Below are 14,499 nucleotides of genomic sequence, written 5' to 3'. Positions count from 1 at the left end.
GGGTGGCCTGGGCGGGTTGCTTGGCGGATTGCTCGGCGGTGGCGGGGCGCTGGGTGGCGGCACGCAGCGTCGGTCCGGCGGCACCAATTACGCGGCGCTGGCCTCGCTGGGCATGATGGCTTTCCAGGCGTATCAAGCCTGGCAACGCAGCCAGGCGTCCGCCGCGCCGCAGCAGACGCCGCAAACTGCGGACCTGTTGTCCGGCCCGCAAGTCGAAGAACACAGTCACGCCGTTCTGCGTGCATTGATCGCGGCGGCCAAGGCTGACGGGCGGATCGACGAGTCGGAAAAACACCTCATCAGCAGTGAAATCGGCAAGCACACCGATGACCCGAACCTGCAGCAATGGCTCGACGACGAGGTCGCCAAACCGCTGGATCCCACCGAAGTGGCGCAGGCGGCGCAGAACGATCCAGCCATGGCCGCCGAGATGTACCTGGCCAGCGTGATGCTGGTGGACGATCAGCAGGACGCCGAGCGCAATTATCTGGATGAACTGGCAGCGGCGTTGCAGATCGACCCCGAGTTGCAGGTTCACCTCGAACAGCAGGCCAAAGGCACGGCCTGACCCTCTCACCTCACAGCCTTCGACCGTTCCGTTCAAGCAAGGAGCGAGCCGAAGGCTCCGTCCGTCAGGGCAATTTTCAAGCCGATTGAATTTTTGACGCGCCAAGCCTCTCTGCTTCATTAGAGGCGAGTGACTGAGCGTCCTGCCAATCGATCGAGAATATTGCCATGACTGTCCTGACTCACCTGCAAGCTGCCCACGCCCAATCGCGTCCGCTCGACTCTCTGACCGAGTTGCGGTGTATCCATGAAGCACTTTTAGCCGACGAACATCCGCAGCCGCTGGCGTGCGCCTTTCTGGAAGATCAACTGCTGCAGGCCGCGCAGTTGAAGGATGAGCTGCCATCGGACCCCGCGCAGTGGCATGCCTGGGTGGCCGAGCACTGTGCCGATGTCGCCCGGCAATACGCCGACTACCTGCAACAACGCAAGGCTGGAGGCGCGCGGCAGTTCTTCAGTTGCAAGGCTCATGCGCTGTATTTCCTGCAAGCGGTGGCGCCGACCAAACTGGTCGATGGCGCCTGGCTCTACGGCTTGCTCGGACAGTGGCGCGATCCGCGCTTCAGCAGCCTGATCAGCACTTATCTGGAAGAACTGGGCGAGGGCAATCCGGCCCAGAACCACGTCGTGATCTACCGCCAGCTGCTCGCCGAACAGGGCCTCGAGCCGAGCAGTCCCCTGCCCGACGAACGCTACCTGCAAGGCGCGCTGCAATTGGCCCTGGGTGCCGGCGGCATGGATTTTTTGCCGGAGGTGATCGGTTACAACCTTGGCTACGAACAACTGCCCCTGCACCTGTTGATCAGCAGTTACGAACTCAGTGAACTGGGGATCGATCCTTACTACTTCACTCTGCACGTGACCATCGACAATGCCAGCACCGGTCATGCGCAAAAAGCCGTTCAGGCCGTTCTCGATCTGCTGCCTCTGGAGGCTGATCGCAGCGATTTCCTGCGCCGGGTATCGCTGGGCTATCGGCTCAATGACCTGGGGCAGGGTAGCCGCGCAATCATCGAGGGGTTCGATCTGGAGCGCGAACTGTTGGCGATGCTTGAACGCAAGTGTCCATTCGCTCAGCACATGCACTCCGACTATTGCCGCTTCGAAGGCAAGACCGTCAATCAGTGGCTGGCCGATCCGCAGCAGCTGTCCGGGTTCCTGCAAGCCATGCAGGACAAGGGCTGGATCAAGCGCCACGAAGATCCACAGGGCAGCCGCTTCTGGCAATTGATCGATGGCGATGGTGCGGCGATGTTCGGTGTGTTCAGCGCCTATGAAAAACAACTGGTGCACGACTGGATTGCCGGTGACTGGATTTCTGCGGACAAAACCGTCGCGTTCCGCCGCCGCCCCTCAGTCCCCGCGCCGATCGAGGTGCCCGAGCAGGACCCCGATGTGCAACGCCTGAATGCGGCACTGCAAGGGCAGGACGCACACACCAGGTTCGCAACGTTGATCCCCTGGCTCGCGCCGGCCCGGCACGCGCATCCGGCCGGGCTGCTTGCCACTCGCCAATTCATCCAACTCAAATCCGGCCTGCGTTAAGGAAATATTCAATGAATCAGGAAGAACAACTGTCCGCCAACGATCTGGTGCTGCTGCAACTGGGGCGGCGCCTGCAGGCCGACGGCTATCGTTTCATCACCCCGACGCCGCTGACCCATCAACGGGTCAACCAGCGCGACGAAGGGCAGGCCGCCGATTGCCTGCGGGATGTGTTCGGATGGTCGCGCCCGTTCGAACCGGGCCTGCTGTCTGTCGATGAACAGCGACAATTGCAGGACGCCCAGGTGATTGATGCGTTCGACGGGCGCTTGAAGAGCCGGGTGCGCTGGTCGAGCCTGGATGACTTGCTGTTCGTGCATTCCGGGTTTCCCACGGATGCCGCCGATTCGGTGTTCTTCGGCCCGGATACCTATCGCTTTGCCCAACTGATTCACAGCCATTTGCAGCAGAACTTTGCGCCCATCCACCGTGCGGTGGACATCGGTTGTGGCGCCGGAGTCGGCGCGATCCTGATCGGCCGTGCCCGGCGCGAAGCGCAAGTGCTGGCGGTGGATATCAATCCCGCTGCGCTGCGCCTGACCACGATCAACGCGGCGCTGGCCGAAGTGGCCAACGTCGAGGTGCGCGCCAGTGATGTATTGCAAGGCGTGGACGGTGAATTCGACCTGATCGTCGCCAACCCGCCGTACATGGCCGATCCGGCCGGACGAGCTTACCGCCATGGCGGTGGGACGCTGGGGGCGGGGCTGTCGTTGCGCATCGTCGAACAGGCGCTCAATCACTTGACCCCCGGTGGTTCGCTGCTGCTGTACACCGGCGTGGCGATGGTCGATGGCCGCGATCCTTTCCTCGACACGGTATTGCCACGGCTGGATGAAAAACGCTTCGGCTGGACCTACCGCGAACTCGATCCCGATGTGTTCGGCGAAGAGTTGCTGAATCCCGGCTATCAGCGCGTCGATCGGATTGCCGTGGTCGCGCTGACGGTGACTCGAACAGGTTGAAACAAGGCAGGTGCAGGATGAACAGGAATCTCGACGACTACAACCGGATGCGCGACTTCTCGGCAACCTCGGAACCGGCAGCCGACCACCGGCGGGGCAAGAAGCCCGGCGGTGAGCAGGCTTTGCAATTTTGCATCCAGAAGCATGACGCCTCGCACCTGCATTATGACTTTCGCCTGGAACTCGACGGCGCGCTCAAGAGCTGGGCGGTGCCCAAGGGCCCGTCGCTGGATCCCAAGGTCAAGCGCCTGGCGGTGCACGTCGAGGATCACCCGCTGGATTACGCGACGTTCGAGGGCAGCATTCCCGAAGGGCATTACGGTGCCGGCGATGTGATCGTCTGGGATCGCGGCGTGTGGATTCCGCTGGAAGACCCGGAGAAAGCCTACGCCAAGGGCAAGCTCAAATTCGAACTGCGCGGCGAGAAGCTCGCCGGGGTTTGGAACCTGGTGCGCACCCACATGCCGGGCAAGAAAGAGCAGTGGTTTCTGATCAAGCATCAGGACAGCGCCGCACGCCCGCAAAGCGATTACGACGTGCTGGTCGCCGAGCCCGACAGTGTGCTCAGCGAGCGCACGATCGTCGACAAACCCCGGCTCAGTGCGAAGCAGGTCAAACCACTGAAAGGCCCGGCGAAAGTACCGCGCAAGCCAGCTTCCGGCAAACTCACTGGCGCCCACAAGGCGAGTATCCCGGCGCAGTTGAAACCTCAACTGGCGACTCTGGTGGAGAGTGCACCGGAAGGGGATTGGCAATACGAAATCAAGTTCGACGGCTATCGGATCATGGCGCGCGTCGATCAGGATGAGGTGCAGTTGTTCACCCGCAATGGCCATGACTGGACGCACAAATTGCCGAAACAGGCGCAAGCCTTGGCGGCGCTGGGCCTGGAGTCGGCGTGGCTGGATGGTGAGATGGTGGTCGCCGACGCGGAAGGCGTGCCGGACTTTCAGGCCCTGCAAAACGCGTTCGATTCGGGACGCAGCGAAAACATCGTCTATTACCTGTTTGATCTGCCGTATCTGAACGGTGTCGACCTGCGCGAGGTGCCCGTGGAGGAGCGGCGTGCTGCGCTGGCCACGGTGCTGAAAACCCATCAAGACCCGCTGCTGCGTTTTTCCGAAGCGTTCGACGAAACCCCGCAGGCGTTGCTCAACAGCGCCTGCCAGATGCGCATGGAAGGCCTGATCGGTAAACGCCTCGGCTCGTCTTACGTGTCGCGCCGCAGTAGCGACTGGATCAAGCTCAAGTGCAAGCATCGCCAGGAGTTCGTGATCGTCGGCTATACCGATCCGAAAGGCGCGCGCAGTTCGTTCGGCGCGTTGCTGCTGGGTCTGCATGATCGTGACAGCGGCGAGTTGCGGTACGCCGGCAAGGTCGGCACCGGATTCAATGAAACCACCCTCAAGAGCATCCTCGCGCAGCTCAAACCGTTGCGGGTGAAGAAGCCGGCGGTGGCCAACCCGCCCACGGGGTTCGAGGCCAAGGGTGTGCACTGGCTCAAACCGAGTTTGCTGGCGGAAGTGGCCTTCGCCGAAATGACCCAGGACGGCTCGGTGCGTCACGCCGTTTTTCATGGCTTGCGCGAGGACAAACCGGCCAAGGACATCACCGAGGAGCGCGCCAAACCCATGAAGACTTCAAAGACTGAATCTACCGCGCCGTCGCAATCCGGCCTGGCCGACGGCAAGGTGCGGATCACCCATCCCGACCGAGTGATCGACGCCAGCAGTGGCACCACCAAAATGCAGCTGGCCGAGTATTACGCCAGCGTCGCCGAATGGATTCTGCCGCAGCTCAAGGATCGCCCGGTGGCGCTGGTGCGCGCGCCGGACGGTATCGCCGGTGAGCTGTTCTTCCAGAAGAACGCCGAAAACCTGGCGATCCCCGGCATCCGCACGCTCGACAAGGAACTGACCGGCCAGCCGGTGATGCTGATCAACAACGCCGAAGCCTTGATCGGCGCGGTGCAGATGAGCACGGTCGAACTGCACACCTGGAACGCTACCACCACCGATCTGGACAAGCCCGACCGCTTTGTCCTCGATCTCGACCCGGACCCGGCGCTGCCGTGGAAAAGCATGGTCGAAGCCACAGCACTGACCCTGACCGTGCTGGATGAGCTGGGCCTCAAGGCGTTTCTCAAGACCAGCGGCGGCAAGGGCATTCATCTGGTGGTGCCGCTGACCCGCAAGCATGGCTGGGACGAGGTCAAGGATTTCAGCCACGCCATCGTCACGCACATGGCGAAATTGTTGCCGGAGCGTTTTTCTGCGGTGTCCGGGCCGAAAAATCGCGTAGGGCGGATCTTCATCGATTACCTGCGCAACGGCTTGGGCGCCACCACCATTTGCGCCTACGCGGCGCGTACCCGTGAAGGGTTGCCGGTGTCGGTGCCGCTGTTTCGGGAGGAGGTCGGCGAGATCAAAGGTGCCGATCAATGGACCGTGCACAACGTTCACGAACGGCTGGCGGACGTGGGCCATGAACCTTGGGCGGATCTGAAGAAAACCCGGCAGAGCATCACAGCGGAGATGCGCAAGCGGGTGGGCATGAAGAAATGATCAGGTGTCGCGCAGCAAGTCGTGGGCGTTGAGCAGATCGAAGGCGACTTGCGGATTGTTTTCCAGGCCACGGCGGATGGCGGCCGGGATGGTTTTTCGGGTTTTACGGCACAGCCCCGGAAGCTCTTCGACCTCAATCTCGATGCCTCCGCGCACAGTCCGCACTTCACCGAACTTCGGCGCGATCAGCACACGAATCCCGAGCTGATCGAACATCTTGCCTTGCAGCCGCTCGAGGTCGGCGAGGTCTTTGAGGTTTTCCAGACGCTCGAGCAGACGCTTTTCTTCCTCGCGGGTCAGCAACAGGATGCGCACATCCGCGCCGGGCGTATCCAGCAGCGGATCACGCCCGCAGATGCACAGACCCGGCGGGCAAGGGGAGCGGAGTGAGGCGGAAATCGTCATGGCCTCCATCATAGAGGCCGTTCGACGGTTTTGCCCATGGTCGTTCGCCAGCCATCCATCGGCAGGGCGTAACGGTGGCAAGTCCGTCAGCCACCATCATCGAACGTGCCGTGGTTACTGCGACAGACCTTCGTAGTGAACCAGGATGGCGTTGGCCAGCTCTTCATCGCTGGCGTTCAGCCCAGGATTGTCCTGACGCACCTGCTGCAGTACCGATTCCAGGTACACGCCACGGATCGTTCCGCCGCTGGCGACGAATGCCGACAAGTCGTCACGGGCCGGAATCACCATTTTGTGATCCTTGAACGTGGAATACAGCGAGGCGGAAACGCCGGCCGAAGTCGCGACATCCCCCGCATCCACGCGGGCGAAAGCCGAACCGAAAGGCAGGCACAGCATAAGAGACGAAACCAGTAGTAAACGACGCATGACGGTGTTCCTCCAGCAGCGTAAAGCGAAAAGGAAGTACCACATAATGTGAGAGGTGTCGGCGGGCACGGGAGTTCCGTAAGTCGGCTCAGGCCGTAGGGGGCTGAATGAGAACCGTCGCACAGTGCGGCATTTTTACTGAATGTAACGACACACGCTGAGACGCTCTAACGCAGCGGGTTCATGGAAATAGGCTTAACTGAAGCGTTGAAAGGCGCCGTGTGGCGCAGCCTGGGAGGAAATCACGGTGTCGATCAAACTGCGTTTGGTGTTGCTGATTGCGACCAGCCTGCTGACGGCGCTGATCGTGAGCCTGGTCAGTTATGTGGGCAATCAGCGGATGGCTTCGGCGGTCAGTGATAACGCGGTCAGCATGAGCGCGCTGCGCAACCACATGGAAGCCGACATGATGCACGACGCCCTGCGCGCGGACGTGTATTCGGCGATGCTGGTGGGGCTGGGCAAAAGCACCAGTTCGGCGGGCGAGGTGCGAAGTTCGGTCGAAGAGCATGCGGCGCATTTTCGCGAGGTGCTGGGTGAAAACCTCAAACTGCCGGTCAATCCCACGATCAAGTCCGCGCTCGAGCAGATCAAGCCTAGCCTCGACACCTACATCAGCGCCGGCGAGCAGATCGTCGGTCTTGCACTGGAAGATCCGGACAGCGCCCAGCAGCAACTGGGGACCTTCAATACCGCGTTCAGCCAGCTCGAAGAACAGATGGCCGCTCTCAGCGAGCTGATCGAAACCAATACCCGGCAAACCAGCGAAGGCACCGAGGCGGCGATCCACAATGCCAATATCGCTCTCGGCATTGTCCTGGTCGCCAGTCTGTTGCTGCTGTTGGCCCAGGGCCGCTGGGTGATCCTGAGCATCATGGGGCCGCTGAAATCCGCCAGCCGCATCGCCGAAAGCATTGCTCACGGCAACCTCAGCGAGCCGATCGCCGAACCGTCCGGCAAGGACGAAGCCAGTGCGCTGATCCGCACGCTGGCCACGATGCAGCGCGACCTGCGGGACATGATCGACGTGGTGCGGCGCAACGCCCACGGCGTCAGCGGCATGAGCGAACAATTGAGCCACGGCTGCCATCAGGTGGCCGACAGCAGTCAGCAGCAAAGCACCGCCGCCGGCACCATGGCCGCCGCCGCGAGCCAGATGACCGCGAGCATCGAGGAAATCACCCGGCACGCCGAGCGTGCACTGGACATGGCCAGCCAGGCCGAGTCACTGGCGAAGAATGGCGGACAGGTGATCCATCAGGTCGTCAGCGACATGGACGACATCGCCCGTTCCGCCCAGCAATCGGCGCAAGTGATCCGCACCCTCGATCAGGAGTCCGAAGGCATTTTCAACATCATCCAGGTGATCAAGAGCATCGCCGACCAGACCAACCTGCTGGCGCTCAACGCAGCTATCGAGGCGGCCCGGGCGGGTGAGCAGGGCAGGGGCTTTGCGGTGGTGGCCGATGAGGTGCGCAGTCTGGCTGCGCGCACCAGCGCCTCGACCCAGGAAATCGCCGCGATGGTCGCGCGCATCCAGAACAGCACCCGCGAGGCCGTCAGCAGCATGGAGGCTGGTGTCGCCCAGGTCGACAAGGGCATGGCGGTCACCGCCGACGTCGAACGCGCTATCCGCGAAATCCTCGACGCCACCCTGAGCACCACGCAACTGGTCAACGACATCACCCGCACCATCGGCGAACAGAGCCAGGCGAGCAACGAGATCGCCCATCAGGTGGAGATGATCGCGGGCATGTCGGAGGGCAACAGCAAGGTCATCGGCGAGACGGCGAATACCACGGATGAACTGTCGAGTCTGGCGGGGCGGCTGGCGCGGTCGGTGGACCGGTTTCGGTTGTGAGGGGAATGTAAGTATCTGCTCAAGGTGAGATGAGCCAGCGGATCACTGATCCGCTTTTCGCCGTACATTAATGGTCGCCTCAACCTTCAATCTGAAGTTGTACTTCTTGAAGCGGTTCTTCGCATTGAGTTCTGGTTTAACGAAGGGGGACTTTTTGTTGCAGACGTAGGCAATTTTGGGGTGGTGGTTAGCCAGGAATTGCTCGCCGTGTGCATCAATCAAAAATTGAATTGTAGACTCCAATTGTTTGATCCCTTGTCCTTGCCAGCCCCCTCCATCTCGGTCTTTCAACTCAACAAGGTACAGCGCGTCATCAGTCCTCAGCATGCAGTCACATCGATCCCGACCTATTTCCTCAGCGTCTTTGATCACGCATTTGTCAATTGCGGTAAAGACGATCGGTCTTTGGAGCGGGTTCGATACCGTGGCTACCCATTCTTTCGAATTGTCCAAGTCGACATAAGCGAGAGGGTGCTCTTGATCGTCGCGTAGTCCAAATTCGGCATCAGTAAACGGGCCTGTCTAGCAGCGGATATCAAGAAAATTCACCCTTTAAGCTCCTCCTCGATATCGAGGAGTGCGTCAAACAAATCATTGCCTTCTTGCAAGGATCTGTTCAGAAAATTGTCATCGGAAGGAATGCCATCAACCATAGGCAGTTTCGTGATCGATCCAGTTCTTTCATCGGCTTGGTATATCGCCAACTCTTCAGCGTCTAGCAAGGCATGCAAAGGAATAACGGCGGCGAGTTTAGGGAGTAGATCCTTGTCGCGCTTTTTCTGGAGAATGCTGTCTTGCAGGTGCTTGCCTTGTACCGAAATGGTCAGGTAATTCACTACGTATGGGCTGTGGGTTGTCAGCACCAGGCGGTTGGCCCGGCCTTGGTTGAATTGCAGAAGACTCTGCAAAACGCTCCATTGTGACTGGGGATAAAGGTTCTGCTCAGGCTCTTCGACGATGTTGATGAACGCTGACTTGTTGAATCTGGAGGACAGCGTGGAGAGAGCAATGCGCCTTTGTTCTTCTGTCAGCGAATCAATGGCAAAGATCTCTTTAACCTCTTTCCTGAAGCGATCCAGCTCATCGGCGCTCATGGTTTCCTGCCGCTCTTCGCTACGCTCTTGAACCGCGTTGGACAGGTAGTGGCTTACCAGATGCAATGGCACGGCAGACTGAAAGCCACTGGAGGCGTCTGCCAACCTGAGTTTGTAGTCGGACTCACGAATATTGAGGATATCGTTGAGCTTGTCATATTCGAGTTCTGCCTGATTGATAGGCAATAACAAAGTGCCTTTCATACTGGCTTTTGCAGCATCGAATTCGGTCAGGAATTCCTTGAGAGAGTCAGAGGACAGTTTTAGCTCGCGAGGGTGTCTGACATAGGAGATGAAGTTGCGCTCGGCAGGCACGTACATGATCTGAGGTAGATGGTAGCTACTACCTTTTGATTCAGTGATATGCAGCTGTCCCCTAATGAAAAAAATCGAGTAGGCCTCGCCCTCGTATTCGATCTCTGTTGCATCGGAGAGGTAGTGTTCCAGCCTGTGATAGGTCAGATACGGTTTGATGAATTTGTTCTTTCGTTCAAACCATTTCTTATCGTAATCACCCCGCACCAACGACTTCTCTATCCAGGAGAATGTCGAGTAAAGCTTGGCCAGCGTGCTCTTCCCGGAGCCCTGATTACCGACGAAAACCGTCACGCGTTTGAACTCTATCCAGCCATTGTTCTTAACACCATCGCGGATAGGGCCGAAATGCTTGACGCGTAGTCGGGTCATTGATCACTCCATAGGACGAGCTTGTACGGTTTAGCGATGCAGCATATCAGGGCAGGGGACAAACGGCAGGAGCAAATTGGAGCGAAATGGACAGGTAGGTAAAGTGCTCACCAGGGGAGAGAACTCTGACGAGGTACTCGCCAGAGCCTTCTACTTTAATCAGAACTTGTACGCCTGACGCCCCACCAGCAACCACTTGCCAGACTGCTTCTGCCAGATCTGGAAGTTCTCGATTTCCGTCGGCACGACTTCGGTGCCTTTGAGGGCCTGCGCCGAGAAGTGATGGCGTACCAGCGCAGTATCCCCGGACAGGGTGATGGTCTGGTTTTGCATCTCCAGGGTCTTGAACGCGCTCTTGCCGGTTTCGATATCGGCGATGAAGGCTTTCTTGTCCTGGATCTTGCCGCTGGAGTGGCCGTAGGTGAGGTTGTCGGCGGTCAGGGCGTTCAGTTCGGCGATGTCCTTGTGCAGCATCGCCTGGGTCAGGTGGTCGACGGCCTGGGCGACGTCCTGTTCCGCCGGGGCGGCGGCGACGTAGCCACTGAAGAGGCAGGCGAGAACGAGCAGCAATCTGGTTTTGTTCATGGCTATTCCTTGTTGTTGTAGGTGATGAGAGCGACCGAAATATTTGTCAGTCGTCGTACAACTTAGCAGGAATTCATCGGCGTTAGAAAGCGCTTGAGGAACCAATCGAAAACTATCCGGTCGCGAACAGACGCGCGGGTTTGCCATGACGTGATATTCTTCGCGCCACTTGTTTTGACCCAATTCAGTCTGGTGCGCTTTTCGGCGGGCCAGGCAGAACCCCTGTCGCTCAAGTAGCTGAAGCCAATAATGATAAGAAGTCAGTTCAGAAGGGACATATAACTGAGGTCGACACTGCCTGTCGGTCTTGTGTGCCCACCCGTCAAAATTGAAGTGTGCCGGAACCCGCGACGCTGGCCTGAGTGTCGCGAAAGAGGGGACCTCATACGTACAACAGCGGCGGGCGGAAGGCGTTTTATCATAGGTGCAACAGATGTTTAAAAAAGTGAACACAGCCTTGCTGGGGCTGGCTTTGGCGATGGGGATGTCTTCCGCCAATGCCGAAGAAGCGAAGAAAGTCGACGTCCTGCTGATCGGCGGCGGCATCATGAGCACCACCCTGGGTGTGTGGATCAATGAGCTGGAACCGACCTGGTCGATGGAAATGGTCGAGCGCCTCGACGGCGTCGCCCTGGAAAGCTCCAACGGCTGGAACAACGCCGGTACCGGTCACTCGGCGCTCGCCGAGTTGAACTACACCCCGGAAGACGACAAGGGCAATGTCACCATCCCGAAAGCCGTCGAGATCAACGAAGCGTTCCAGGTCTCCCGTCAGTTCTGGGCCTGGCAGGTTCGTCAAGGCGTCCTGAAGGACCCTCGTTCGTTCATCAACACCACTCCGCACATGAGCTTCGTGTGGGGCGATGACAACATCAAGTTCCTGAAAAAACGCTACGAAGCCCTGCAAGCGAGCCCGCTGTTCGCCGGCATGCAGTACTCCGAAGACCCGGCTGTGATCAAGAAGTGGGTTCCGCTGATGATGGAAGGGCGTGACCCGAACCAGAAAATCGCGGCCACCTGGAGCCCGCTGGGTACCGACATGAACTTCGGCGAAATCACCCGCCAGTTCGCCGGTTACCTGCAGACCAAGCCTAACTTCAACTTGAAGCTGTCGAGCGAAGTACAGGACATCACCAAGAATGCCGATGGCACTTGGCGCGTCAGCTACAAGAACCTGAAAGACGGCACCAAGACTGAAACCGACGCCAAGTTCGTGTTCATCGGCGCCGGCGGCGGTGCCCTGCACCTGCTGCAGAAGTCCGGTATCGAAGAAGCCAAGGAATACGCTGGCTTCCCGGTAGGCGGCTCGTTCCTGGTGACCGATAACCCGGCCATCGCCGAACAGCACCTGGCCAAGGCCTACGGTAAAGCTTCGGTGGGCGCGCCTCCGATGTCCGTTCCGCACCTGGACACCCGTGTCCTGGACGGCAAGCGCGTCATCCTGTTTGGCCCGTTCGCGACTTTCAGCACCAAGTTCCTGAAAGAAGGTTCGTACCTGGACCTGCTGACCACCACCACCACCCACAACATCTGGCCTATGACCAAGGTCGGCATCAAGGAATACCCGCTGGTCGAGTACCTGGCCGGTCAACTGATGCTGTCGGATGAAGACCGTCTGAACGCGCTGAAGGAATACTTCCCGAACGCCAAAGCCGAAGACTGGCGCCTGTGGCAAGCCGGCCAACGCGTGCAAATCATCAAGCGTGATGAAGCCGCTGGCGGCGTGCTGAAACTGGGCACCGAAATCGTTGCTTCGAAAGACGGCTCCATCGCCGGTCTGCTGGGCGCATCGCCAGGCGCATCGACCGCTGCACCGATCATGCTGAGCGTGCTGCAGAAAGTCTTCAAAGACAAAGTCGCTACCCCTGAGTGGCAAGCCAAACTGCACCAGATCGTTCCAAGCTACGGCACCCAGCTGAACAACGATCCAGCCAAAGTGGCTGAAGAGTGGGCTTACACCGCCAAGATCCTGCAACTGCCAACCCCTCCGGTGATTGGCCAGGTTGCAGCTCCAGCGGCGGACGCCTCGGCTGAAAAAGCCCCGGCTCCGAAAGAAAGCGCTGCACGTGACATGGCTCTGTAATTCAGACGCCTGACACACGAAGCCCACTGAACCGGCGACGGTCAGTGGGCTTTTTTGTGTCCGGGTTTCAGGCTTTGGCGGCCGCCAGATAAGCTCCCAACCGCCGTCCCATCTCTTCGCCCAACGCCTGCAACCCGCTCAGCGGCCGCACCATCACCTCGAACTCGACGATCTTGCCCTGTTCATCGAAGCGGATCATGTCGATGCCCTTGAGCTCTTTTGAACCCACTTTGGCGCTGAATTCCAGCACCACATTCAGGCCATCGGCTGTCGCCAGTTCACGGTGGTATTTGAAGTCTTCAAACACCTCGAACACGGTATTGAGGATCATCGACACCATCGGCGCGCCTGGATAAGGCGTGTGCGCCATCGGCGAGCGGAACACCGCTTTGGGATCGAGCAATTCGGGCAGGGCCTTGAGGTTGCCGGTGCGGATCATGTCGTGCCAGCGGTTCAGGGATTCGGCGGCGTTGGGGTGCAGGTTCAGGTCGGACATGGTTTCACTCCTGTAATTTTTGTTGTTCTTGGCGCGGCGCCCATGACTCTAGATCAAAGCGGCGAGATGGAAACCCTCTGTACCGATCTGAATATCGATACATGCGTCAGCCCGATCCATCTGATCCGCTTTTTCCTGTCGAATCTGCATCTGTAACCATCTCAGCCACGGGCCCAAAATGGCCCTGCCGTTCGGCCATACGCGACGCGCTTCATTCCGAAGCGCTCGGTGCGCCGGACATTGAGTATTCAGGAGGCCTTCATGGCTAAGATGGCGATTTTCCTCGGCGGCTTTCTTGTGTTGACCATCATGATTGGCGTTCTTGCCACGATTTCTCCGGTCTGACTATCCGACGTCGAGTTGCGGCATACAGCGCTTTTCGACGTTTTCGGGTGGAACCTGATCAAGGCGCCCCGAACAGCATCGTCCAGTAAACACCTTCATCACTGCGCGCCTCACTGGCATATCCGGCGCCGACCTGGGTGAACATCGGGTTCATCAGGTTGGCGCAGTGTCCGGGGCTGGCCAGCCAGCCGGCCATGGCCTTGCCCGGTGAGCTTTGTCCGGCGGCGATGTTTTCGCCGATCTGCCGGGCCGTCGCCGTCCGGGTCGCGGTGGGCGAAGTAGTTGCCGTAGGCCATGGCCTTGCTGTGCCCTTGGGCGGCGGCGCCAAGGGCCGGGTTCCAGCTCAACGGGCGGGCGGCGGCGAAGCGCTGGCGGCCGCACATGCGCGGTCGGGCGCGGGCGGCGTTGACCTCGGCCAGCAAGGCCTTGCCGACACTGCGGTTGTCGCCGACACGACTGTCGAGCACCGGCCGTGCCAGCACCACCTGCCATTCGCTGCGGGCGCGGCTGATGCCGATGTCGGCGTATTGACCGTCGAGCAACGCGCCGCAGTAATCGTCTTGCAGCATTTCGAACGCCTCTTCGGCGTCCTGCGCGCCGACGATCCGGATGCTGCGCACCGCCACGGCCGCATAACCGAAATCCTTCAATCGTTCGCGCAATCCACCGCCATAGCCATAACCGACCGGCAACGCCAGGTTCGACTTCAGCGTCAGCGGCGCCAGCCGTTGGGCCGGGCGTCGGTCGCATCGTTGCGGATGGGCGCGGTAGTCGTTGATGGCGGCCACCAGTTGCCGCTCGGCGCCGGCGTGGGCAGAGGGAGAAAACAGGGGAGAAAGGATCAACAGGCACAGCGAAACGAAGCGAGACGAA

At 59.7% G+C, this 14,499-nt stretch carries 12 protein-coding genes and 2 pseudogenes; 7 read left to right on the top strand and 7 right to left on the bottom strand.

From position 1 onward, the window contains the following. The 4 genes from AC07Y2_RS27715 to ligD all read left to right on the top strand — a co-directional run. A partial coding sequence (locus AC07Y2_RS27715) for a tellurite resistance TerB family protein (RefSeq protein WP_103387361.1) occupies positions 1-568 on the top strand: 568 nt, incomplete at its 5' end. Between the two features lie 167 nt (positions 569-735). Beyond that, positions 736-2,112 (top strand): iron-containing redox enzyme family protein, encoded by a 1,377-nt coding sequence (locus AC07Y2_RS27710; protein ID WP_103387360.1) that lies wholly within the window; start codon positions 736-738, stop codon positions 2,110-2,112. Positions 2,113-2,123: 11 nt separating this feature from the next. Beyond that, positions 2,124-3,077, top strand: a complete 954-nt coding sequence (locus AC07Y2_RS27705; protein WP_103387359.1) for a methyltransferase — start codon at positions 2,124-2,126, stop codon at positions 3,075-3,077. A gap of 17 nt (positions 3,078-3,094) precedes the next feature. Next, positions 3,095-5,641, top strand: coding sequence for a DNA ligase D (ligD, locus tag AC07Y2_RS27700; RefSeq protein WP_103387358.1), 2,547 nt, complete (start codon positions 3,095-3,097; stop codon positions 5,639-5,641). Here the strand turns inward: ligD and AC07Y2_RS27695 are convergent, their stop codons facing one another. Further along, complete coding sequence (locus AC07Y2_RS27695; protein WP_178082889.1) at positions 5,642-6,046, bottom strand: hypothetical protein; 405 nt, start codon at positions 6,044-6,046, stop codon at positions 5,642-5,644. It abuts the gene before it with no gap. 114 nt (positions 6,047-6,160) lie between these two features. Beyond that, positions 6,161-6,475, bottom strand: a complete 315-nt coding sequence (locus AC07Y2_RS27690; protein ID WP_039770957.1) for a DUF2388 domain-containing protein — start codon at positions 6,473-6,475, stop codon at positions 6,161-6,163. A gap of 247 nt (positions 6,476-6,722) precedes the next feature. Here AC07Y2_RS27690 and AC07Y2_RS27685 point away from each other — a divergent pair. Beyond that, positions 6,723-7,481, top strand: a pseudogene (locus tag AC07Y2_RS27685) (MCP four helix bundle domain-containing protein); the annotation flags it as partial. Further along, the gene (locus AC07Y2_RS27680) at positions 7,473-8,336 is read left to right on the top strand and encodes a methyl-accepting chemotaxis protein (protein ID WP_408980502.1); all 864 of its coding nucleotides are present in this window, start codon (positions 7,473-7,475) and stop codon (positions 8,334-8,336) included. The pseudogene AC07Y2_RS27685 and the gene AC07Y2_RS27680, both read left to right, overlap by 9 nt. 42 nt (positions 8,337-8,378) lie before the next feature. Here AC07Y2_RS27680 and AC07Y2_RS27675 read toward each other — a convergent pair whose 3' ends face one another. The 3 genes from AC07Y2_RS27675 to AC07Y2_RS27665 all read right to left on the bottom strand — a co-directional run bounded on the left by AC07Y2_RS27675 (position 8,379) and on the right by AC07Y2_RS27665 (position 10,702). Further along, entirely contained in the window at positions 8,379-8,663 is a 285-nt protein-coding gene (locus AC07Y2_RS27675; protein WP_103387355.1) for a hypothetical protein, read from the bottom strand. 218 nt (positions 8,664-8,881) lie between these two features. Then, positions 8,882-10,117: an AAA family ATPase gene (locus AC07Y2_RS27670; RefSeq protein WP_039770953.1), complete on the bottom strand. Its 1,236-nt coding sequence runs from the start codon at positions 10,115-10,117 to the stop codon at positions 8,882-8,884. A gap of 159 nt (positions 10,118-10,276) precedes the next feature. Continuing rightward, a complete protein-coding gene (locus AC07Y2_RS27665; protein ID WP_039770952.1) occupies positions 10,277-10,702 on the bottom strand; it encodes a nuclear transport factor 2 family protein in 426 nt (141 codons plus the stop codon). 433 nt (positions 10,703-11,135) lie between these two features. On the opposite strand from AC07Y2_RS27665, the gene mqo reads away from it, so the two are divergent. Next, positions 11,136-12,785 (top strand): malate dehydrogenase (quinone), encoded by a 1,650-nt coding sequence (mqo, locus tag AC07Y2_RS27660; protein WP_103387354.1) that lies wholly within the window; start codon positions 11,136-11,138, stop codon positions 12,783-12,785. Positions 12,786-12,852: 67 nt separating this feature from the next. Here mqo and AC07Y2_RS27655 read toward each other — a convergent pair whose 3' ends face one another. Continuing rightward, the gene (locus AC07Y2_RS27655) at positions 12,853-13,281 is read right to left on the bottom strand and encodes a nuclear transport factor 2 family protein (RefSeq protein WP_103387353.1); all 429 of its coding nucleotides are present in this window, start codon (positions 13,279-13,281) and stop codon (positions 12,853-12,855) included. A gap of 403 nt (positions 13,282-13,684) precedes the next feature. Then, positions 13,685-14,009: pseudogene (locus AC07Y2_RS27650) on the bottom strand (CAP domain-containing protein). Between the last annotated feature and the right edge of the window lie 490 nt (positions 14,010-14,499).

This window comes from Pseudomonas sp. GW456-12-1-14-TSB6 (assembly GCF_059424205.1).
This window is presented reverse-complemented; position numbering and strand designations above follow the sequence as displayed.

What these genes read in the sequence shown, in the direction of transcription:
- AC07Y2_RS27710 (WP_103387360.1), top strand. Translation starts at nt 736, where the DNA reads ATGACTGTCCTGACTCACCTGCAAGCTGCCCACGCCCAATCGCGTCCG.
- AC07Y2_RS27705 (WP_103387359.1), top strand. Translation starts at nt 2,124, where the DNA reads ATGAATCAGGAAGAACAACTGTCCGCCAACGATCTGGTGCTGCTGCAA.
- ligD (WP_103387358.1), top strand. Translation starts at nt 3,095, where the DNA reads ATGAACAGGAATCTCGACGACTACAACCGGATGCGCGACTTCTCGGCA.
- AC07Y2_RS27695 (WP_178082889.1), bottom strand. Translation starts at nt 6,046, where the DNA reads ATGACGATTTCCGCCTCACTCCGCTCCCCTTGCCCGCCGGGTCTGTGC.
- AC07Y2_RS27690 (WP_039770957.1), bottom strand. Translation starts at nt 6,475, where the DNA reads ATGCGTCGTTTACTACTGGTTTCGTCTCTTATGCTGTGCCTGCCTTTC.
- AC07Y2_RS27680 (WP_408980502.1), top strand. Translation starts at nt 7,473, where the DNA reads ATGCAGCGCGACCTGCGGGACATGATCGACGTGGTGCGGCGCAACGCC.
- AC07Y2_RS27675 (WP_103387355.1), bottom strand. Translation starts at nt 8,663, where the DNA reads ATGCTGAGGACTGATGACGCGCTGTACCTTGTTGAGTTGAAAGACCGA.
- AC07Y2_RS27670 (WP_039770953.1), bottom strand. Translation starts at nt 10,117, where the DNA reads ATGACCCGACTACGCGTCAAGCATTTCGGCCCTATCCGCGATGGTGTT.
- AC07Y2_RS27665 (WP_039770952.1), bottom strand. Translation starts at nt 10,702, where the DNA reads ATGAACAAAACCAGATTGCTGCTCGTTCTCGCCTGCCTCTTCAGTGGC.
- mqo (WP_103387354.1), top strand. Translation starts at nt 11,136, where the DNA reads ATGTTTAAAAAAGTGAACACAGCCTTGCTGGGGCTGGCTTTGGCGATG.
- AC07Y2_RS27655 (WP_103387353.1), bottom strand. Translation starts at nt 13,281, where the DNA reads ATGTCCGACCTGAACCTGCACCCCAACGCCGCCGAATCCCTGAACCGC.